Origin of the sequence: Roseobacter sp. FCG-D35 (assembly GCF_033436665.1) — a bacterium.
Taxonomy (GTDB): Bacteria; Pseudomonadota; Alphaproteobacteria; order Rhodobacterales; family Rhodobacteraceae; genus JAWQFO01.
This window is the reverse complement of record NZ_JAWQFO010000002.1, coordinates 491,020-511,064: the sequence shown is the minus strand read 5'-3', so window position 1 is coordinate 511,064 and position 20,045 is coordinate 491,020. Positions and strand designations below refer to the sequence as shown.

20 protein-coding genes are annotated in these 20,045 nt (G+C 66.2%); 16 read left to right on the top strand and 4 right to left on the bottom strand.

Features of this window, described 5'->3' with window-relative positions:
* Window positions 1-48: 48 nt before the first annotated feature.
* Entirely contained in the window at window positions 49-780 is a 732-nt protein-coding gene (locus R5H30_RS06610) for a c-type cytochrome (RefSeq protein ID WP_318327299.1), read from the top strand.
* Here R5H30_RS06610 and R5H30_RS06605 read toward each other — a convergent pair.
* Window positions 774-2,729 carry a 4Fe-4S binding protein gene (locus tag R5H30_RS06605; RefSeq protein WP_318327298.1) on the bottom strand — a complete coding sequence of 652 codons (1,956 nt, stop codon included), beginning with the start codon at window positions 2,727-2,729 and terminating at the stop codon, window positions 774-776. The two genes, R5H30_RS06610 and R5H30_RS06605, sit on opposite strands and share 7 nt — an antisense overlap.
* Before the next feature lie 326 nt (window positions 2,730-3,055).
* Here R5H30_RS06605 and R5H30_RS06600 point away from each other — a divergent pair, with 326 nt between their 5' ends.
* The 8 genes from R5H30_RS06600 (at window position 3,056) to R5H30_RS06565 (ending at window position 10,372) form a co-directional block, all read left to right on the top strand.
* Window positions 3,056-3,628 carry a DUF3305 domain-containing protein gene (locus R5H30_RS06600; protein ID WP_318327297.1) on the top strand — a complete coding sequence of 191 codons (573 nt, stop codon included), beginning with the start codon at window positions 3,056-3,058 and terminating at the stop codon, window positions 3,626-3,628.
* Window positions 3,625-4,239, top strand: a complete 615-nt coding sequence (locus tag R5H30_RS06595; RefSeq protein ID WP_318327295.1) for a DUF3306 domain-containing protein — start codon at window positions 3,625-3,627, stop codon at window positions 4,237-4,239. The genes R5H30_RS06600 and R5H30_RS06595 overlap by 4 nt, the downstream gene beginning before the upstream one ends.
* Entirely contained in the window at window positions 4,236-4,844 is a 609-nt protein-coding gene (locus tag R5H30_RS06590; RefSeq protein WP_318327294.1) for a TorD/DmsD family molecular chaperone, read from the top strand. The genes R5H30_RS06595 and R5H30_RS06590 overlap by 4 nt, the downstream gene beginning before the upstream one ends.
* Before the next feature lie 55 nt (window positions 4,845-4,899).
* Window positions 4,900-5,097: a twin-arginine translocation signal domain-containing protein gene (locus R5H30_RS06585; RefSeq protein ID WP_318327293.1), complete on the top strand. Its 198-nt coding sequence runs from the start codon at window positions 4,900-4,902 to the stop codon at window positions 5,095-5,097.
* Window positions 5,098-5,175: 78 nt separating this feature from the next.
* Entirely contained in the window at window positions 5,176-8,166 is a 2,991-nt protein-coding gene (locus tag R5H30_RS06580) for a formate dehydrogenase subunit alpha (RefSeq protein ID WP_318327292.1), read from the top strand.
* Window positions 8,167-8,178: 12 nt separating this feature from the next.
* Window positions 8,179-8,772 (top strand): formate dehydrogenase FDH3 subunit beta, encoded by a 594-nt coding sequence (gene fdh3B, locus R5H30_RS06575; RefSeq protein WP_318327291.1) that lies wholly within the window; start codon window positions 8,179-8,181, stop codon window positions 8,770-8,772.
* 244 nt (window positions 8,773-9,016) lie between these two features.
* On the top strand, window positions 9,017-10,228 hold the full coding sequence (locus R5H30_RS06570; RefSeq protein WP_318327289.1) for a formate dehydrogenase subunit gamma: 1,212 nt from the start codon (window positions 9,017-9,019) through the stop codon (window positions 10,226-10,228).
* Between the two features lie 3 nt (window positions 10,229-10,231).
* Window positions 10,232-10,372, top strand: a complete 141-nt coding sequence (locus R5H30_RS06565; RefSeq protein WP_318327288.1) for a hypothetical protein — start codon at window positions 10,232-10,234, stop codon at window positions 10,370-10,372.
* Window positions 10,373-10,378: 6 nt separating this feature from the next.
* On the opposite strand, the gene R5H30_RS06560 is transcribed toward R5H30_RS06565, so the two are convergent.
* A complete protein-coding gene (locus R5H30_RS06560) occupies window positions 10,379-13,252 on the bottom strand; it encodes a chemotaxis protein CheB (RefSeq protein ID WP_318327287.1) in 2,874 nt (957 codons plus the stop codon).
* A 251-nt stretch (window positions 13,253-13,503) separates the two neighbouring features.
* Between R5H30_RS06560 and R5H30_RS06555 the strand changes: the two genes are divergently transcribed.
* From R5H30_RS06555 to R5H30_RS06545, 3 genes are all read left to right on the top strand, one after another.
* Complete coding sequence (locus R5H30_RS06555; protein WP_318327286.1) at window positions 13,504-14,181, top strand: hypothetical protein; 678 nt, start codon at window positions 13,504-13,506, stop codon at window positions 14,179-14,181.
* Window positions 14,182-14,512: 331 nt separating this feature from the next.
* Window positions 14,513-14,638, top strand: a complete 126-nt coding sequence (locus R5H30_RS06550) for a hypothetical protein (RefSeq protein ID WP_318327285.1) — start codon at window positions 14,513-14,515, stop codon at window positions 14,636-14,638.
* A 44-nt stretch (window positions 14,639-14,682) separates the two neighbouring features.
* Window positions 14,683-15,012, top strand: coding sequence for a TfoX/Sxy family DNA transformation protein (locus R5H30_RS06545; protein WP_318327284.1), 330 nt, complete (start codon window positions 14,683-14,685; stop codon window positions 15,010-15,012).
* A gap of 57 nt (window positions 15,013-15,069) precedes the next feature.
* Here R5H30_RS06545 and ndk read toward each other — a convergent pair whose 3' ends face one another.
* Window positions 15,070-15,492 (bottom strand): nucleoside-diphosphate kinase, encoded by a 423-nt coding sequence (gene ndk, locus R5H30_RS06540; RefSeq protein ID WP_318327283.1) that lies wholly within the window; start codon window positions 15,490-15,492, stop codon window positions 15,070-15,072.
* Between the two features lie 205 nt (window positions 15,493-15,697).
* Between ndk and R5H30_RS06535 the strand changes: the two genes are divergently transcribed.
* The 4 genes from R5H30_RS06535 to R5H30_RS06520 are packed head-to-tail and all read left to right on the top strand — an operon-like array spanning window position 15,698 to window position 19,495.
* Window positions 15,698-16,321 (top strand): YceI family protein, encoded by a 624-nt coding sequence (locus R5H30_RS06535; protein ID WP_318327281.1) that lies wholly within the window; start codon window positions 15,698-15,700, stop codon window positions 16,319-16,321.
* Window positions 16,322-16,363: 42 nt separating this feature from the next.
* Window positions 16,364-18,214 carry a ribosomal protection-like ABC-F family protein gene (abc-f, locus tag R5H30_RS06530; protein ID WP_318327280.1) on the top strand — a complete coding sequence of 617 codons (1,851 nt, stop codon included), beginning with the start codon at window positions 16,364-16,366 and terminating at the stop codon, window positions 18,212-18,214.
* Window positions 18,215-18,245: 31 nt separating this feature from the next.
* Window positions 18,246-18,869 carry a MarC family protein gene (locus R5H30_RS06525; protein WP_318327734.1) on the top strand — a complete coding sequence of 208 codons (624 nt, stop codon included), beginning with the start codon at window positions 18,246-18,248 and terminating at the stop codon, window positions 18,867-18,869.
* Between the two features lie 44 nt (window positions 18,870-18,913).
* Window positions 18,914-19,495: a retropepsin-like aspartic protease family protein gene (locus R5H30_RS06520; protein WP_318327279.1), complete on the top strand. Its 582-nt coding sequence runs from the start codon at window positions 18,914-18,916 to the stop codon at window positions 19,493-19,495.
* A gap of 91 nt (window positions 19,496-19,586) precedes the next feature.
* Here R5H30_RS06520 and R5H30_RS06515 read toward each other — a convergent pair whose 3' ends face one another.
* Window positions 19,587-20,045 carry a DNA polymerase III subunit chi gene (locus R5H30_RS06515; RefSeq protein ID WP_318327278.1) on the bottom strand — a complete coding sequence of 153 codons (459 nt, stop codon included), beginning with the start codon at window positions 20,043-20,045 and terminating at the stop codon, window positions 19,587-19,589.

Genomic DNA, 20,045 nt, shown 5'->3' with positions numbered 1-20,045 from the left:
GGATTGCGCGGCTTGACGGAAACTCCGCCCGCCACCTACGATTTGAGCATGAAACCGGCGGTTCTGCTTCTCGGGCTGCTCTGGCCCCTCGCCGGTCTGGCGCAGGACAATAGCTTTCGCCTGTCCGCCCCACAAGAGATCGTCGAGACCGGGCTCCTGAACTATCTTCTGCCGCGCTTTTCGCTCAAGCACGGCATCCGGGTCACGCTGACAGGCCCGGGCGAGGATGCGGACGCCACCCTCGGCGATACCGGCACGCCGGTTTTCGCCGGACCGGAGGCGACGTGGCACCTCGACGGCATCGACACGCCGGCCGAAACGGAATTCTCCGACTGGCTTCTGTCGGAAATCGGGCAGAATACGGTCGCCTCCTTCCAGCGCGACGGTGCGGCGCCGTTCGGCCCGGTGCCCGTGGCCCGCGCGAAGAAAGCCGAGCTGGCCTACGACGGCGATCCCGCCGAAGGCGAGACGATCTCGCTGACACATTGCGGGCGCTGTCACGTGATCAACGAGCGCAACCGCATGAAGGGCATGGGATCGACCCCGTCCTTCGCCGTGTTGCGGACCTTGGCGGAATGGGAAGTGAAGTTCGCCAGCTTCTACGCGCTCAACCCGCATCAGAGCTTCACTCAGGTCGACGAGATCACCGCGCCCTTCGACCCGATGCGCCCGCCGCCCATCGCGCCAATGCGGATCAGCGTCGACGATATCGAGGCGATCCTCGCCTATGTCGCGACGATCCCGCCTGCGGACCTCGGAGCCCCGATTCAATCTCAGTGATCCCTGCGCTTGCCGTAGTAATCGTCGGTTGTGCGCACGCGCGGGCGCTCGCCGCCCGAGAGCGGGTTGTTCTGAGCGTGCATCTGCGCGCGCACCCGGCAATCGTCGCACATCTGGATCATGCGCGCGGCCTCCGAGTTGGCGAACATGGCATGCTTGCCGGCGAGCTTCTGGGTGATCCGCTCGACCGTCGAGCGCACCCCGAAGAGCGCACCGCATTCGACGCAGGCGAAGGGTTCCTCTTCGTGCAGCACACGTTGGGTCAGTGCCGCGTCGGTCAGATCCATGCGCGGCTGAAGCGTGATGGCATCCTCGGGACAGATGTTGGCGCAGAGACCGCATTGCAGGCAGGCATCCTCCTGGAACCGCAACTGCGGCATGTCGGGGTTGTCGCCGAGCGCACCGGACGGGCAGAGCGACACGCAGGACAGACAAAGCGTGCAGGCGTCGGTGTCGACCAGAACCGCACCATATGGCGCGTTTTCCGGCAGGTCGATCACCTCGGCTTCAGGGTTCAGCGCGCGGGCGGACAGCCGCGCGACCTGGCGGCGGCTGCCCATGGGCAGCACCGGAACCACCGGCATCGCCTCGGGCCGGTCCTCGTAGAGTGCCGCACTCATCGCGTCCGGATCGGCGACGTCGAGCAGCGCAATCTGCCCCCTCCCGGCCAAAGCCGAAGCCAGCGCAGTCTGGGGATCGAGCGCGTCGCGCTCGGTCTCTGGCGACAGGAGCACGCGCACCTCCGAAAACCCGCAGGCCAGCGCGGCAAGCATCTCGGCGTGGCCGAAGCCCGAAAGTGCCGCGACCTCGAGCGGGATAACGTCCGCCGGCAACCCGCGCCCGTGGCGCGCGGCAAGCCGGATCATCTCGGCGCCATGCGTGGCATCGTGGACCAGCAGGCGTGGGGCCGTGCCACCCGCCGCGCGATAGGTTTCGGCCAGCACGCGCAGGCGCTGGAACGTCGTCTCGACGGGCGGCGCATCGTAGGAGATCGCGCCCGAGGGGCAGACCGCCGAGCAGGCACCGCAGCCGGCGCAGATCGCAGGATCGACGCTGACATGCTCGCCCGCCGGGCTGATCGCGCCGGTCGGGCAAAGGTCGAGACAGTTCGAACAGGCCGGCTGCCCGGCGCGCGAGTGGGCGCAGAGCGCCGGCTCCATGCGCACGTAGAGGGTTTTCTCGAAGGTCCCGGTGAGATGCGAGGCTTCCAGCACCGCCTCGGCCACCGCCGCCGCGCGGCCCGGATCGGCGCGCAGGTAGCCGTCGCGCTTCTTGTGCGCGGGAAACAGCGGTTGGGCGCCCGTCAGGTCGACGATGATATCGCAGTCCGACTGTGCGCCGTCGCGCGGCGGCTCGAATCGCGGCGCGCCGCGTCCCCCGGGGATTTGCTGACGCAGGCCGTCGAGGACGACCGCGAATCCGCCCAAGGAACCGCTCGCGCGCCGGACGCGGCCGACAAGAATGTCGAAATCGTCCGAAGCTTCCGCGTCATCGACCTCCGCCAGCAGCACGGTGACGGCAAGGTGTGCCGACAGCGTGCGCGCGGCGGCAAGCGCAACCTCGGGCGGGCCCATGACCAGACAGGTCCCTTCCGACTCGACATCGAATCCGCGCGGCTGCGGCAGGGCGATCCCTGCCTCAGCCACCAGTGCCGCCATCTTCGGCCCGGCGTCCTCGCCCTCGTCCGACCAACCGGCGCGGTCACGAATGTCCACGACCTCGGGCGCGGCCACGCCAAGATCCTCGGCCAGCTCGGCAAAGCGCGTCGCCTCCTGCGCGCAGGCGACGCCGACCGGACCCGCCTCGAGCGCCTTGGCCAGCGTGCCGATCTCGTCGGTGCACAGGCAGGTATGCACCCGCGAACACTCGCGCCCGGTCGTCTTCGACAGCAGGTCGGGCGCGATGGTCTGGCTACCGAGACAGTCACAAAGGTAAAGCTTGCTGGCCATGATCCTCCCACCTTCGACCCGGCACCGGCGCGCTGGCCGGCCGGGTTCGCGCGCACAGCTAGTCAGGATTTGTCGGCGGCGTAAACCGCGATCTGCGCGGCACCCTGCGACAACCTTTCCGCGCGGCAGGTACAGGATTGCAAAATCCAAGGCCTTGTCGCCACTTAGCCTTGAACAAGAGACCGCGAAAGGCGCCGGCGCCCCGGTAACTTGGCAAGGACGGGCGAAATTTTTCGTTGAGTTTCTGCAGACTTGGGGCAAAAATCATTTCAGCGGGCGCGTATCGAGCCATCGGAGAGAGCCAGACAAGCGCCGCGGGAGGAAGATTGAACGTCACATACCCCAACGCGCAGACCGTGCGCCTCGGCGTCGTGCTTCGACGGTCGCCGGGCGTGACCCGCTGGGCCAAGTGGATCTGGAAGGCGGTCGCCGTGCTTCCGGGCGCGCCCGACGCAAGCTGGAAGGAAATGCGCCGCGAGGGCGACGTGACCGAGTACCATGCGGCAACCCTGCCCCTGACGCTCTATACCTCGGACACCGAAGCCTACGTGCACGAGCTTCAGGCGCGCGCGCCGTCGGTCTACGTCGTGCTGCGCGAGACCCCGCGCGGCAAGGACACGCCTCTCGAAGTAGCCGCGGTCACGGTGTCGCCTTACGAGGCGCAGGATTACTGCGACAGCGGCGAGGAGATCGTCGAGAAGGTGCCGATGCCGCCCGCTGTCCTGGCCTGGGTCGGCGCCTTCGTGGACGCGCATCACGAGGAAGAGGAATTCATCAAACGCCGGCGCAACAAGGCGCGCACCGACCGGGTACAGGACGGCATCGGCGACGCGCGCATCGCGCAGGTCACGGATGTCTACCGCGCGCCGTCGCGGCGCGTGCCGGGAGACGCGCAATGAAGGCCGATCGGGGGTTCTGGGCGCGCCGCAAAGCCGCCGTCGAGGCCGAGGCGGCCACCGAGCGCACGCTGGCGGCCGACCGCGAGGCCGCGCTGCGCGAGGCTGAACTGGCCGAGCGTCCGGACGCTGAAGTGCTTGCCGAACTGGACCTGCCGGATCCGGACACGTTGAAGGCCGGCGACGATTTCAAGGCGTTTCTCGTCAAGGCCGTGCCGCGTCACATCCAGCGCCGCGCGCTGCGCAAGCTCTGGACCAGCAACCCGGTGCTGGCCTGCGTCGACGGGCTGAATGACTACGACGACGATTACCTTGCGGGATCGTTCAACCAGCCGCCGCTCAGGACCGGCTATCAGGTCGGGCGCGGCATGCTGGCCCATCTGGAAGCGGTCGCAAAACCGGTTGCGGAGGCATTGGCCGAAACCGGGACCGAAGACGCGGACGCGGACGCGGCGGAGACCGTGGACACCTTGGCCGAGGCGGCTGCGGACAGCGTGATCGTCGATGCCGAGGCAGCGGCCATGCCAACCCTGCAATCCGAGGCGGATGACACGCCCGATGAGATGCCCGCACCCCGCCGGATGCGGATCCGCTTCGAGGAGGAAACGGCATGACGGCGATGGCTGCGAAACCCGAGGTTTCTTCCGAAGACCGCCTGCGCGCGGATCTCTACAACTATCTCGGGCTGATCCTGTCCGGCCCACCGGACCAGGTCCTGCTCGACCAGACCGCGGCGCTTTCGGGCGATACCTCGCCGCTGGGCCAGGCCATTGGCGGGCTGGCGCGGGTGGCCAGGGTCAGCACACCGCGCGGCGTGCGCAGCGAGTACAACGCGCTTTTCATCGGGCTGGGCCGGGGCGAGTTGCTGCCTTTCGCCAGCTACTACCTCACCGGTTTCTTGAACGAGAAACCCTTGGCGCGGCTGCGCCAGGACATGGCCGCACTGGGGATCACGCGGGCGCAGAACGTCTTTGAGCCCGAGGACAACATCGCCTCGCTGATGGAGATGATGGGCGGCATGATCGTCGGACGCTTCGGCGCGCCGGCCACGCTCGAGCGCCAGAAGACCTTTTTCGCCCGCCATGTCGGCCCCTGGGCGCCGCATTTCTTCGACGATTTGCAGGCGGCGCAGGGCTCGGTGCTTTATGCCGGTGTCGGCGCGGTGGGCGCGGCCTTCATGGAGATCGAGAAGGAAGCATTCAGATTGACCGCGGACTGACGCGTTCCGCAAGACCGGCGGGGACGCCCGCCACAACAGGGAGGGGAGAAATCCCATGAACAAGAATCCAGAAGGCCAGTCGAGCCGGCGCGATTTCCTGAAACTCGCGGGCACCGCAGCCCCGGCCGCCGTCGCGGCGGTCGCCACCGGACAGGCCGCGCAGGCCGCCGAACCGCAGGTCGCCGACCCGTCGTCCGACCGGATGCAGGATACCGCCCACACGCGCGCCTACATCGACAGCGCCCGCTTCTGACGGAACCACGCCCGCCGCTTGCGGGTCACGAGATACTGAGCCACCGGCCGCGCGGCACGGGCAGCTAGGGAGAGAAAGATGCTGAGGAAAAAGACCAACGGGGTTGCAAGACGCGCCGGCCGGACATCGCTGATGTCTGCCGTGGCGCAGAAAAGCGTGGATCGCCGCAGCTTCCTGCGCGGATCGGGCCTGGCCATCGGCGGGTTGACCGCCATCGCCGCCACCGGCGGGACGGTGACGCAGGCGACCGCGCAAAGCGCCGCGGCAAGCGCCGTTCAGACCGCCAAGTCGGTCTGCACCCACTGCTCGGTCGGCTGCACGGTCATTGCCGAGGTCCGCGACGGCGTCTGGGTCGGCCAGGAACCGGGTTGGGACAGCCCGTTCAACCTCGGGGCGCATTGCGCCAAGGGAGCCTCGGTTCGCGAGCACGCCCACGGCGAGCGGCGTCTCAAGTACCCGATGAAAAAGGAAGGCGGCGAATGGGTCCGCATTTCCTGGGATCAGGCGATCGAGGAGATCGGCGACAAAATGCTCGCCATCCGCGAGGAAAGCGGGCCGGATTCGGTCTACTGGCTCGGTTCGGCCAAGCACAACAACGAACAGGCCTATCTCTTCCGCAAGTTCGCTGCCTACTGGGGCACCAACAACGTCGATCACCAGGCCCGGATCTGCCACTCGACGACCGTTGCGGGCGTTGCGAACACATGGGGCTACGGCGCCATGACCAACTCCTACAACGACATCCACAATTCCAAGGCGATCTTCATCATCGGCGGCAACCCGGCCGAGGCGCACCCGGTCTCTCTGCTGCACGTGCTGAAGGCCAAGGAGCAGAACAACGCGCCGCTGATCGTCTGCGACCCACGCTTCACCCGCACCGCGGCCCATGCCGACGAATACGTGCGCTTCCGGCCGGGCTCCGACGTGGCGCTGGTCTGGGGCATCCTGTGGCACATCTTCGACAACGGCTGGGAGGACAAGGAATTCATCCGCACCCGTGTCTGGGGCATGGACGAGATCCGCGCCGAGGTCGCCAACTGGACGCCCGAGGTGGTCGAGAACGTCACTGGCACGCCGGGCAGCCAGCTCAAGCGCGTGGCGATGCAGCTTGCGAACAACCGTCCGGGCACCGTGATCTGGTGCATGGGCGGCACCCAGCACACCAACGGCAACAACAACACGCGCGCATACTGCATCCTGCAGCTCGCGCTCGGCAACATGGGCACCGCCGGTGGCGGGACCAACATCTTCCGCGGCCATGACAACGTGCAGGGCGCCACGGACCTCGGCGTTCTAGCCGACACCCTGCCCGGCTACTACGGGCTTTCCGACGGATCCTGGGCGCACTGGGCGCGGGTCTGGGAGGAAGACCTCGACTGGCTCAAGGCGCGCTTCTCGGTCATGGAAGGGGCCGGTGCCGATGGCGCCGACCGGATGATGATGAACGAGACCGGCATCCCGGTCAGCCGCTGGATCGACGGCGTGCTCGAGGACAAGGAGAACATCGACCAGCCCGACAACACCCGGGCGATGGTGCTCTGGGGTCATGCGCCCAACTCGCAGACCCGCCAGAAGGAAATGAAGACGGCGATGGAGAAGCTCGATCTGATGGTCGTTGTGGACCCCTACCCGACCGTCTCGGCGGTGCTGCAGGATCGCAGCGACGGCGTCTACCTGTTGCCGGCGGCGACGCAGTTCGAGACCTACGGCTCGGTAACTGCCTCCAACCGCTCGCTCCAATGGCGCGAGAAGGTGGTGGAGCCGCTGTTCGAGAGCCTGCCCGACCATACGATCATGGCCAAGTTCGCCCAGAAGTTCGGGTTCGCGGACAAGATGTTCCGCAACATCGAGATGAACGGCGACGAGCCTCTGATCGAGGACATCACCCGCGAGTTCAACCGCGGCATGTGGACCATCGGCTACACCGGCCAGTCGCCGGAGCGCCTGAAGATGCACATGGAAAACCAGCACACCTTCGACAAGACCACGCTGCGCGCGATCGGCGGTCCCGCCGACGGGGATTTCTACGGGCTTCCGTGGCCCAGCTGGGGCACGCCCGAGATGAACCATCCCGGGTCGGCCAACCTCTATGACGTCTCGCTGCCGGTGGCGCAGGGCGGCATGGGGTTCCGGGCGCGGTTCGGCGTCGAACGCGACGGCGACAACCTGCTGGCCGAGGGCGTGGCTCCGGTGGGCTCGGAGATCCAGGACGGATACCCCGAGTTTACCATGCAGATGCTGATCGATCTCGGCTGGGACGGCGATCTGACCGCCGAGGAACGCGCGGCGATCGAGCGTGTCGCCGGCTACGCAGCGCCTGAGACGGCCGGAAACGGCGAAGAAGAGGTCGGCGAGACCTCGCAGACCGGCGAACGCCCCTCGGATTATGCCGAGAAGGTCGGCGGCGTGAACTGGAAGACCGACCTTTCGGGCGGCATCCAGCGGGTCGCCATCGCGCATGGTTGTGCGCCCTATGGCAACGCCAAGGCGCGGGCGGTGGTCTGGACCTTCCCGGACCCGGTGCCGCTCCACCGCGAGCCGCTCTACACCAACCGGCGCGATCTCGTGGAAAACTACCCGACCTACGAGGACAAGAAGTTCTGGCGCGTGCCGACCATGTACGCCTCGATCCAGCAGAACGACTTCAGCGCGGACTACCCGATCATCCTGACGTCCGGCCGGCTCGTGGAATACGAGGGCGGTGGCGACGAGACCCGGTCGAACCCCTGGCTCGCCGAGTTGCAGCAGGACATGTTCGTCGAGGTGAACCCGCGCGATGCCAACAACCTTGGCATTCGCGACGGGTCGATGGTCTGGGTCGAAGGGCCCGAGGGCGGCAAGGTGAAGGTCAAGGCAATGGTGACCGAGCGTGTCGCCAGCGGCGTCGCCTTCATGCCCTTCCACTTCGGCGGCTGGATGGAGGGCGAGGACCTGCGGAGCAAGTATCCCGCGGGGGCCGATCCCTACGTGCTGGGCGAGGCGTCCAACACGGCGCAGACCTATGGCTATGACAGCGTGACCCAGATGCAGGAGACCAAGGCCACTCTCTGCAAGATCTGGGCGGTATAAGGGAGAAGAAAGATGGCAAGAGCGAAGTTTCTCTGCGACGCCGAACGCTGCATCGAATGCAATGCCTGCGTCACCGCCTGCAAGAACGAGCACGAGGTGCCCTGGGGGATCAACCGGCGCCGCGTGGTGACGATCAACGACGGCTCGCCCGGCGAGCGGTCGATCTCGGTCGCCTGCATGCACTGCTCGGACGCGCCCTGCATGGCGGTCTGCCCGGTGGACTGCTTCTACCAGAGCGAGGAAGGCGTGGTCCTGCACTCCAAGGACCTCTGCATCGGCTGCGGCTACTGCTTCTACGCCTGCCCCTTCGGCGCGCCGCAGTACCCGCAGGCCGGCAACTTCGGCAGCCGCGGCAAGATGGACAAGTGCACCTTCTGCGCCGGCGGACCCGAGGAGAACAACTCGGAGGCCGAGTTCCAGAAGTACGGGCGCAACCGGATCGCGGAAGGCAAACTGCCGATCTGCGCCGAGATGTGCTCGACCAAGGCGCTTCTGGCCGGGGACGGCGATGTGGTCTCGGGCATCTACCGCGAGCGCGTCGTGGCCCGCGGCTTCGGCTCGGGCGCTTGGGGCTGGGGCACCGCCTACGACCAGAAGGGCGGCTGAGCCTTTTGAGAATGGCGCGGGGCCGCGTACCGGCCCCACGCTTGCCCTTGCACGGTCCGGAAACGCATGGCCGGGCTTCGGTCACCAGGCCTCGGAGCCGGGAATAGTCGCTGGTTCCGGAAACCGATGACGCCGAACAGGGCCGATTTCAGAGAGTTCGAGGCTTCAGGGTGCCTGAGGCCTCGCCAGGTTGAAACCAAAACCGGGGCCGCGGCGGCCCCGCTCCGACAGCAAGAGGTCATTCATGCGGTATCTGATCGCGGTCCTGTTCCTGGCCATCCTGCCCGCGCTGGCGGCGACGCCGGGCGCGGCGCAGGACATCGTCACCACGCCGGTCGACCGGTCGGCGACGGGCGGCGCGACGACGCTCGAGGACATCATGCGCCGGCAGAAGGGCCTCGAAGTCGACAACAGCTACCGCGCCGGCGAGACCGGCGACCCCGGCGCCGCCGCTCCGGTCGACGGACAGCTCGGCACGCTAGGCGGCGCCTCCGACGCCGACCTCTGGCGCGGCATCCGGTTCGACGCGGCACAGATCAGCACACAGGCCAACGGCCCCGCGACGAACGTGCTGGTACAGGACGGCGGCATGTGGTGGCTCGAACTCAGGCGCGGGCCGCTGGCCGAATACGGCGGCTACCTGCTGCTCGGGACACTTGCGCTGCTGGCCCTGTTCTTCCTGATACGCGGGCGCATCCGCATCCAGGGCGAAAAGACCGGCCGGCGCATCGAGCGCTTCAGCGGCATCGAGCGGTTCGCGCACTGGCTTCTTGCCACTTCGTTCATCCTGCTTGCCGTGACCGGGCTGGTCTCGATCTTCGGCCGCCAGTTCCTGATCCCCGCCTTCGGCAAGGAGGCCTTTGCAAGCCTCGCCATCGGCTCCAAGTGGATCCACAACAACATTTCCTGGGCCTTCATGCTGGCGCTGGTCATGGTGTTCGTGCTCTGGGTCGTCCACAACGTCCCCAAGCTGATCGACCTCAAGTGGTTCGCCAAGGGCGGCGGAATCGTCGGCAATGGGCATCCTCCGGCCGAAAAGTTCAACGCGGGTCAGAAGCTGATCTTCTGGGCGGTGATCATCCTCGGCGTTTCGGTTTCGGCCTCGGGCCTGTCACTGATTTTCCCGTTCGAATTCCACATGTTCGAGCACAGCTTCCGCACCGCCAACGATTGGGGTCTGACCGGGCTCGTCGGAGCCGATCCCCTGCCCGTCGGGCTGACGCCGCAGGAAGAGATGCAATACGCACAGCTTTGGCACGCGATCATCGGCTTCGTAATGATCGCCGTGATCCTCGCACATATCTACATCGGCTCCGTCGGCATGGAGGGCGCCTTCCAGGCAATGGGCTCGGGCGAGGTCGAAGAGGCCTGGGCGCGCGAGCATCACAGCCTGTGGTACGACAAGGTCAAGAACCGGACCGCCGAAGGCGACGGCCGGCAGGTTCCGGGAGAATAGCAGATGAAAGCCTTTGTGCTCGCCGTGCTCGCCGCGGCCGTCATCACTGCCGGAGCCGGGCTCGGTTTGCCCGAGGTCGGCTTCTCGGCCCGCCAGGACGCGACAGTCGGCCAGAGCGTGCGCCTCGACGACGACGGAGAATAAAGAGCCCTAGTCTCCAGCCGCGCGGGCTCCGCTGCTCTCGATGAGCTCGGTGACGTCGAGTGACAGGCAGAAGATGGTGGGCGACTCGTTCTCGCTCTCGGAAACCACGAAGCGCACATCGTTCATCCACGCCGATTGCCCGTTTGTGCCAGTCGCGTCCGACCGGATGTCCTGCGCGAACGACTTGCCGCTTTCGAGCAGGTTCCGGTCGAGGGTCTTTGCCTGATCGGCTTCGGCATCTTCGGCGATCTCGAAGTAATTCTGACCCTCCGCCTCATCCCGGCTCGTGCCCAACGCTGCGGCAGCGCTCTCGCTGATGCGCAGGATCGTTCCGTCGGCAGTCCTCCGCACCATCCGGATCTGGGAATTGGCGAGAAGGTCGTCCATCTCGAGCGCCAGACCGGGAAACTCGGAAATCACCAGCGTGACGCCTTTCATCTGCCCGCGCATGTTGAAGAAGGGCGAGCAGGTCAGCTTGCTGCGTCCCCCGCGCGAGGTGAATTCGCGCTCGATCGCCTCTCCGAGTTTCAGGGTCTCGCTGCAGATCGGCGCCAGCGTCGGGCAGTTCTCGGGCAGCACGCACTGGCTGATATGCGGGTTGGCGATCGGGCGCGAGAGACCGAACAAGTCTGCCGCCGCGTTTGTCGCCTGGACGATCTGCAGCGCGGAATCGAGCACCATGATCGCCAGTGGCGCGGTTTCGAGCACCGACAGCAGCTCACCGGTGCGCCCGCTCAGCTCGGCGGCGGTGACCTGAAGTTCCTCGTTGACCGTGATCAGTTCCTCGTTGGTCGATTGCAGTTCTTCGTTCGAGGTTTCCAGCTCCTCGTTCGTCGCCTGCAATTCCTCGTTCGTCGACTGAAGCTCCTCGTTGAGCGACTGCAACTCCTCGTTCGAGGTCTCGAGCTGCTCGATGGTCTGCTGCAGCACCTCGCGCGTTGTGGCGACCTCGTCCTCGAGAATGCGGATGCGATCGCTTTCGGCGTCGTCGCGGCCGCTGTCGTCGACGGCGCGCTTGCTGCGGACCTTCTCGGCGGGAAGCTCGTTGAAAACCACCAGGCCGGCACGCTCGTTGATGTCGCGCGCGATGATCGGGTAGACGTCGAGCCTTATCTCTGTTTCGCCGTCGCCCACCGAATGGCGCACGCCGCTGCGATGTTCACCGTTCTTGAGCGCCAGCGTGACCAAGGAGCGCGCTTCTTCGCGGTAGGGCCGTTTCAGCAGGTCGACGTGCATCTTGAGGCTGCTCTGATCGTTCATCTCGATGAACGGACTGACGTTGCCGTAGACGCGGACGATGGAATACTCGTCCGTCACGAGGATCGAGTTGCGCCCCAGCGCCAGCACCAGCGCCTCGAACATCTGCCGTTCCGTCGAATGCCCCTTCTGGAGCGGTTCGCGTTGCTTGATGATGCGCGAGCGCGGCTCGGTGCGCGCGCGCGTGAAGGGCGTGCTTTCCTGCCGGCGGATCGAGCGCTTGCGATAGATGTGCGAGGATTGCTTGTCCTGGATGAAAAGCTCGTCCGCGCCGGCGATGCTCTCCGCCGTGCCCAGAAACAGCAGCGCAGTTTCCGTCAATGCGTAGTGGAACCTGTTCATCACGCGGTATTGCAACCCGTTGCCGAAGTAGATCAGCAGGTTGCGGCAGCACAGCAGGTCTATCTTCTGGAAAGGCGGGTCTTGGCAGACGTTGTGGTCCGAGAACAGGATGGCCGAGCGCAGCGAATCGATGACCCGCACGCCGTCGTTCTGCCGGATGAAATAGCGTTCCGACAGATCCCTGGGGATGTTGTTGAGCGCGGCCATCCCGTAGACGCCGCGCCGCGCCACGGCCAGCGCGTCCTTGTCGATGTCGGTGGCGAAGATCTGGACGTGATCCTTGAGCTGGACCTTCGGACCGCCCAGCGCCTCGCAGAGCAGGATGGCCACCGAATAGGCTTCTTCTCCCGTAGCGCAGCCGGCGATCCAGACCCTGAGCGGCGCATCTCCGCGCTTTTCGATCAATGCGGGCAGCATCGCGGCCAGCCTGTCGAACTCGCTCTTGTCGCGGAAGAACCGCGTGACAGAGATCAGCAGATCCTTGAACAGCGCGTCGACCGCATGCGGGTTGTCGCGACAGAATTGCGTGTATTCGTCCTGGCTTTCGATCCCCAGCGCCGCCATGCGCCTTTCGATCCGGCGCTTGATCGTGGATTGCTTGTAGTCGTGAAAGTCGACGCGGGTCCGGGCCAGCAGGATCTGCAGCAGGTCGGACAGCGGGTTCTTGTCGTTCGCAGCCTTCTTCAGATCCCCGAAGTCCCGCGGCACGGACAGGATCTTCGTCAAGTGACGCCCGATCTCGAGCGGTCGCAGGATCAGGTCGACGCACCCGGTCTGCACGGCGGCTGACGGCATGCCATCGTATTTGGCGCTGTCTGCGTCCTGCGCGATGGTGATCCCGCCGGCCTCGCGGATCGCCTGCACGCCATAGGCGCCGTCAGTTCCCGTGCCCGACAGGATGACCGCCATCGACTTCTCGCCATGCTTGTCAGCAAGGCTGAGAAGGAAGCGATCGACGGACGGCCGCGGCGTCGCGATCTCGGGTGACGAGTCGACCAGCCGCAGCTTGCCGTCATCGTAGACGATGTCAGTCTTGGGCGGGGTGATGTAGACGACGTTGGGCTGCGGCACGACCCCGTCCGTGACATCCTCGACCTTGAGCTCGGTCTGCCGCGCGATCAGTTCGGTCATCAGGCTCTTGTGATGGGGCGACATGTGCTGGACGATGACGTAGGACACCGCCAGATCCGCAGGCAGGGTCGAGACCAGTTCGCGGATCGCCTCCAAGCCGCCCGCGGACGATCCGATCCCGATGATCGTTAGAGCGCCAGTCTTCTGCACGGTCTCACCTCCTGCCACCCGTCCGGCCGAACGCCGTCTCCCAGCCTCGTTAAGCTTCTTTCCCTATGCTTGCCCGGCAACCATCAGTTGCGCAAGTACCACCAACATCATGCCAAACGGGAGTCGCGCGCCAGAGCCATCATGATCGAAAGAAACTTCTGATTAACAGTCGCATACGGGCGCAACGTTAACACCTCGTTAAGAATGGTTGATGTAGTTCTCACACAAACCAGAAGAGCCGGTACTTGCACATGAACAACTATTCCCTGGATCTCAGCCCTGCCGCCAAGCTGTCGTCGCGCCGCCTGGCCTTCAACCTGGTGATCCGGGACGGCCGCATCGGAGTGCGCGCCTGTGAGATCACCAGTCACAGCTTCCGCAACCGCACCTCGTTTCCGGAAATCTGCGCCATCGAGACGGTGATCGTCGAGCGCATCGCGCAGGCGATCCGGAGCGTGGTGGAGGGCCTGCCGCCGTCGGGCGCGCACGTGCTATCGATCCCGGAATTTCTCGTCGAGCTGCCGGGGCTGGTTCTCTCCGGAGCGCATGTGCTCGTGACCGACGTCCAGGACGGTGCGCGCAACGCCATCTTCCGCTTCAAGGAATTTCTCGGCGCGATCAATTTCGCCTTTCTGACCGACATCGGATTCGAGCAGTCGATCACCGACCACAACGAGCGGCTTGCGACCAACATCCTTGCCGACTTGTGCATGCCGCTGTTGAACCTTTGCCGTCACAGCCAGTTCACGCGGCAGATCGATCCCGGCGGCGACGTCGCGCGCCAGATCGCCGACAAGGCTTCGGAGCTGGAGTTCCGCACCGAGCTGCTGAAACGCTTTGTCAGCCATTCGGGCGAAGCCGGCGATGCAGGTTTGGCACTCAAGCTCGCCCGCGTTCCCAGACCGATGGCGGGCCTTACAAGCGCCTGACAGACCCCGCGATGCGGGAACTCTATCCATTTCTGACACCTGTGTTGCGGCGCTGACCGCAACTGCGGCATGGCTCCGTGCTTGCCCAATTTGCGCCCCGCTCGGAGATGCGGCGTGATACGGGTGCATCAGGTCGCGGGCGATCGCGCCTCTTTGGCGCGTTTTTCCTTTGAGAACCGGCGCCACCCAGTCCTAATGAATTCACCGACCGAGCTTTCGCGGGGGGCGCTGCTGCCTTGAAACTTTCCCCTCGCCGCCATTCTCTCGGCAGAAATGGTTGCGACGTTCATCTGGGGGCAAGATCGAGCGATAAAGCAGCAGGACCGGACACATGCCCGAGGACAAGAAGAAAAAACGCGATCCGCGGCCAGGCCAGGCAACCGTTCAAGTGGCCAAGACGGAACCCCGCAAGGTGGATCCCGAGATGCCGCTGATCACGGATTATGCCAGCATCTGAACTGTGACGGTGACAGACCTTTCGGCGGGCTGTATCCAGTCGCCATGCCGACACCCGTCTCGTCGATCCGCAATCTCGGACCCGCTTATGAGGTCGCCTGCGACCGCGCGGGCATTGCCTCTGCCGAGGAGTTGCGCGATCTCGGCGCCGACGCCGCATATGCCCGGCTTCTCGAAAGCGGCATGCGACCGCATTTCATAGGTTACTACGTTCTCGTCATGGGGTTGCAGGGCCGGCCGTGGAACGATTGCAAGGGCGCGGAGAAAAAGGCGCTGCGCGAACGCTTCGACGCGATCAAGGCCGCCTCCTTCGACGCTTCGCAGGACGCTTTGGAACGCATGCTCGATGAGATCGGCGTGCGCCCGCCGCGCTGAATGCAAAAGGGCCGGCGTTGAAGCGCCGGCCCTTGGTCTTCGAAACTTCAGAACCGGTCAGCCGACCAGTTCGGTTCCCGAGAAGAAATAGGCGATCTCGACAGCGGCCGTTTCCGGCGCGTCCGAGCCATGCACCGAGTTCTCACCGACGGATTCGGCGAACTCGGCGCGAATCGTGCCGGGGGCCGCGTCGGCGGGGTTGGTGGCTCCCATCACTTCGCGGTTCTTGGTGATGGCGTCCTCGCCTTCCAGCACCTGAACGACAACCGGGGCCGACGACATGAATTCGCACAGTTCGTCGTAGAACGGGCGCTCGGCGTGCACGGCGTAGAACACGCCGGCCTGGGCCTTGCTCATGTGAATCCGCTTCTGCGCGATGATGCGCAGGCCGGCGTCTTCGAGCTTGGCATTGATCTTGCCGGTGAGGTTGCGGCGCGTCGCGTCGGGCTTGATGATCGAAAAAGTGCGTTCGAGGGCCATCGGGCAGTCTCCTGTTTCCGGCCCTCGCCGGGGCCTGTCTTGATGTCGGCGCCCGGTTATCACGGGTCTGGTGCCTTGGAAAGGGCGGCCGGGGCGCTCGCGCGCGATTCACGCAGCGTCCAGCAGGCACACTTCTTCCGACTCGTTGCGCTTGCCCGCATCGCGCCCCGTGATAGCTCTTGTGCAGGAAACGGGAGCCGCCACCATGCGCCACGCCTTGCTGATCCTCGCCCTGCCTGTCGCAGGTGCCGCTGCGGCGCAGGATATCGACCGCGAGATCTGGGCGCAGACCTTCACCGTCGATCCGTCGCATACGACAGTCTTCTTCTCGGTCAACCACCTCGGGTTTTCGAACTACACCGCCGGGTTCGACGACATCGCGGGCACGCTGGAACTGGACCCGGACGCGCCCGAAGCGGCGCAACTCGATGTGACGATCCGCACCGACTCGCTCGACCTGCCGAGACCGCCCGATGGGTTCCGCGAATTGCTGCTCGGCCCCGACTGGCTCGATGCGGGCGCGCACCCCGAGATCACCTTCCGCTCGACCTCGGTCACGCGCACCGGCGACCGGACGGCGCAGTTGACCGGCGATCTGGGACTGAAGGGCGCCACCGCGCCGGTGACGCTCGAGGTCACGTTCAACGAAAGCTGGGGCAGACAACCCTTCGAGCCGCACGCGCGGGTGGGGTTCTCGGCCAGCGGCATGTTCCGCCGTTCGGATTTCGGGGTCGACGCCGGCCTGCCGCCCGATGGCACCACCTTCGGCGTCGGCGACGAGATCACCGTGACCATCGAGACCGAACTGACTGGCGAACCCTTCGAGTAAGCCCGCTTTCCAGTCCCGCGGCGCTCTGCTAAAGGCGCGGGCATGCTGAAGATCCAGAACATAAGCTATTCGGTCGAGGGCCGACCCCTCTTCGAGGAGGCGAGCGCGACGATCCCCGACGGCCACAAGGTCGGCCTTGTCGGGCGCAACGGCGCGGGCAAAACGACGCTGTTCCGGATCATCCGTGGCGAGCTGCCGCTCGACGGCGGCGAGATCTCGCTGCCCTCGCGCGCGCGGATCGGCGGCGTCGCACAGGAAGTGCCTTCGTCCGGGACCTCGCTGATCGACACCGTACTGGCCGCCGACACCGAGCGCGCGGCGCTGATGCACGAAGCCGAGACACAGGGCGACGCGCATCGCATCGCCGAGATCCAGACCCGGCTCGCCGACATAGACGCCTGGTCGGCCGAGGCGCGTGCCTCGACGATCCTGAAGGGCCTCGGCTTTGACGATGCCGAGCAGCGGATGCCCTGCTCGGCCTTCTCGGGCGGCTGGCGGATGCGCGTGGCACTGGCGGCCGTGCTGTTCTCGCAGCCCGACCTCCTGCTGCTCGACGAGCCGACCAACTACCTCGACCTCGAAGGGGCGCTCTGGCTCGAATCCTACCTCGCGCGCTACCCGCATACGGTCATCATCATCAGTCACGACCGCGGCCTGCTGAACAGGGCCGTGGGCGCGATCCTGCATCTCGACGAGCGCCGCCTGACCTTCTACCAGGGCCCCTACGACCAGTTCGCGCGCCAGCGCGCCGAGCAGCGCGCAGTCCAGGCGGCGATGGCCAAGAAGCAGCAGGCCCGGCGCGAGCACCTGCAATCCTTCGTCGACCGCTTCCGGGCCAAGGCCAGCAAGGCCAAGCAGGCACAGTCGCGCCTGAAGATGATCGAGCGGATGGAGATGATCACCCCGCCCGAGGAGGCCGCGCGCAAGGTCTTCACCTTCCCCGAGCCCGAAGAACTGTCGCCGCCGATCATCAGCCTCGAGGGCGGCGTCACCGGCTACGGCGACAAGCCGGTACTGTCGCGGCTGAACCTGCGCATCGACCAGGACGACCGGATCGCGCTTCTGGGCCGGAACGGACAGGGCAAGTCGACGCTGGCGAAGCTCTTGTCGGAGCGCCTGCCGCTGATGGAAGGCAAACAGACCAAGGCGCGCAAGCTGCGGGTCGGCTTCTTCGCCCAGCACCAGGTCGAGGAGTTGCGGGTGGACGAGACCCCGCTGCAGCACATGATCGCGGCGCGCCCCGGCGTGATGCCCTCAAAGCTGCGGGCGCAGCTTGCGGGCTTCGGTCTGGGTCCGGACCAGGCCGAGACCGAGGTCGGGCGGCTGTCGGGCGGCCAGAAGGCGCGTCTTTCGCTGCTGCTGGCGACGCTCGACGCGCCGCACCTGCTGATCCTCGACGAGCCCACCAACCACCTCGACATCGAAAGCCGCGAGGGGCTGGTGGAGGCGCTGACCGCCTATTCCGGCGCGGTGATCCTCGTCAGCCACGACATGCACCTGCTGTCGATGGTGGCAGACCGGCTCTGGCTGGTCTCGGGCGGGACGGTGAAACCCTACGAGGACGACCTCGAGGCCTACCGGCGGATGCTGCTTGCCCCGGAAAAGCCCGCCGAGAAGAAGAAACCGAAGGCCGCGCCCAAGAAGGTCAGCCGCGAGGAGACATTGGCGCTGCGGGCCGAGGCGCGCAAGGCGGAGGCGCGGGTCGAGAAGATCAACAAAATGCGCGACAAGCTGGCGAAGAAGCTGGCGGACCCGGAGCTTTACGCCGAGGACAAGGTCGGCGAGCTCGAGGTCTGGAACCGCAAGTACGCCGAGGTCATGGACGCGCTCGACCGGGCCGAGACGCTCTGGATGAGCGCCATGGAAAAGCTGGAAACGGCGCAGTCGGCCTGACGGGGCGCGACGCCGAACAAGGGACAGGACGCTGGACTACGCCTTCATCACCACCGCCTTCGTAACCATGTTCGTGGTCATCGACCCGATCGGGTTGGCGCCGCTCTACATCGCGATCACCCAGAACATGGGCGAGGCGCAGCAGCGCCGCATCGCCTTTCGCGCCTGCGCGATCGCTTCAGTGGTGCTGCTGGCCTTCGCGATCTTCGGCGATGCGGTGCTGAGCGTCGCGGGTATCTCGATGCCGGCCTTTCGCGTCGCGGGCGGCATCCTGCTGTTTCTGACGGCGCTCGAGATGCTCTTCGAACGCCGAACCAAGCGCCGCGAGGATCACAGCGAGGCCGAGCGCGACGACCCCTCGGTTTTCCCGCTCGCGATCCCGCTGATCGCCGGACCCGGGGCCATCGCATCGATCGTCCTGCTGATGGGTCAGCGCCCGGGCGCAGAAGGCGCGGCCATGGTGCTGGGGGCGACAGCGGCGGTGCTGGCGATCGTGATGCTGTTCTTCATGGCCAGCGGCCGGATCGGGCGGCTTCTGGGCAAGACCGGCATCACCGTGCTGACGCGCCTTTTCGGCATGCTGCTGGCGGCCCTTTCGGTGCAATTCGTGCTCGACGGGCTCAGCGCCTTCGGTTTCGGCCCCGGCCCGGGCTGACATCTGCCGCGCGCGCCCCTATTTCGGAGGGGGGGAGTGCGCGCATGGAAAGCCACGACATCGGACGGTTGATCTACCTGGGACTGCTCGGCCTCGTGATCGCGGGCTGGTTCGTGTCGCAGTCCCGCCTGTCGCTCAACAAGACCCTGCAGCAGGCCGCGGCTTGGGTGCTGATCTTTCTCGGCGTGATCGCGATCGTAGGGCTCTGGGAGGACATCCGCGACACGGTACAGCCGCGGCAGGTGGTGTTCTCCGACGAGAACCGGATCGTGGTGCCGCGGATGGGCGACGGGCATTACTACCTGCGCGCCGAGGTCAACGGCGCGCCGGTCGACTTCGTCGTCGACACCGGGGCGTCGGGCATGGTGCTGACGCGGGAGGACGCGGATCGGGTCGGCCTGGACCCGGACGGGCTGAATTACATCGGGCGCGCGATGACGGCCAACGGCGAGGTGCGCACGGCGCCGGTGCGGATCGACCGGGTGACGCTGGGGCCGGTCACCGACACCGACCTGCCCGCGGTGGTCAACGGCGGGGAGATGTCGCAATCGCTGCTCGGCATGGAATACCTGCAGCGCTGGGGCCGCATCGAGATCTCGAACGGCGAGTTGTCGCTGACGCGCTAGGCGGTTGCCGTCGGCGCGTGTGGCGCCTGCGGGAGCCTCCGGCGGGGATATTTGTGAACCAGAGAGAGGCGCGCGGCCGGTGCGCGGCGGCTCAGGTTTCAGCCTTCTTTTCCCAGCGGCCGGAGTCTTCGGACCAGTACTGCGCGCGGGCGCCCGCGTCCTTGAGTGCCTTCCACTGGCTGCGCGCGCGGGCGAGCGCCTCTGTGTCGGCACCGTCGAAAAGCACGCACACGCGCTCCAACGTGTCCACCTCCGTCGCCGTGACCTCGGCGCCGTCGACCGACATCAGGCAGCGCGCGGCATTGGTGTCCCCGGTGCCGGTGCCGAGCAGGATCGGCTGCAGCGCGTCATGCGGTCCGCCTTCCAGCCCGTGCGGCAGAAAGCCGTCCTCGGGGCCGAGCCAGAGCTTCTCGTCGAGCCAGGCCATGCGGGCGGGATCGGTGCCGCGCACCATGACCGGCCAGCCCACCGCATGCGCCTTTTCCAGCAGCATCGCCAACGTCTCTTCCATCGGGCGCCGCGTCAGGTGGTAGAAGAACGCGCTGCCCAA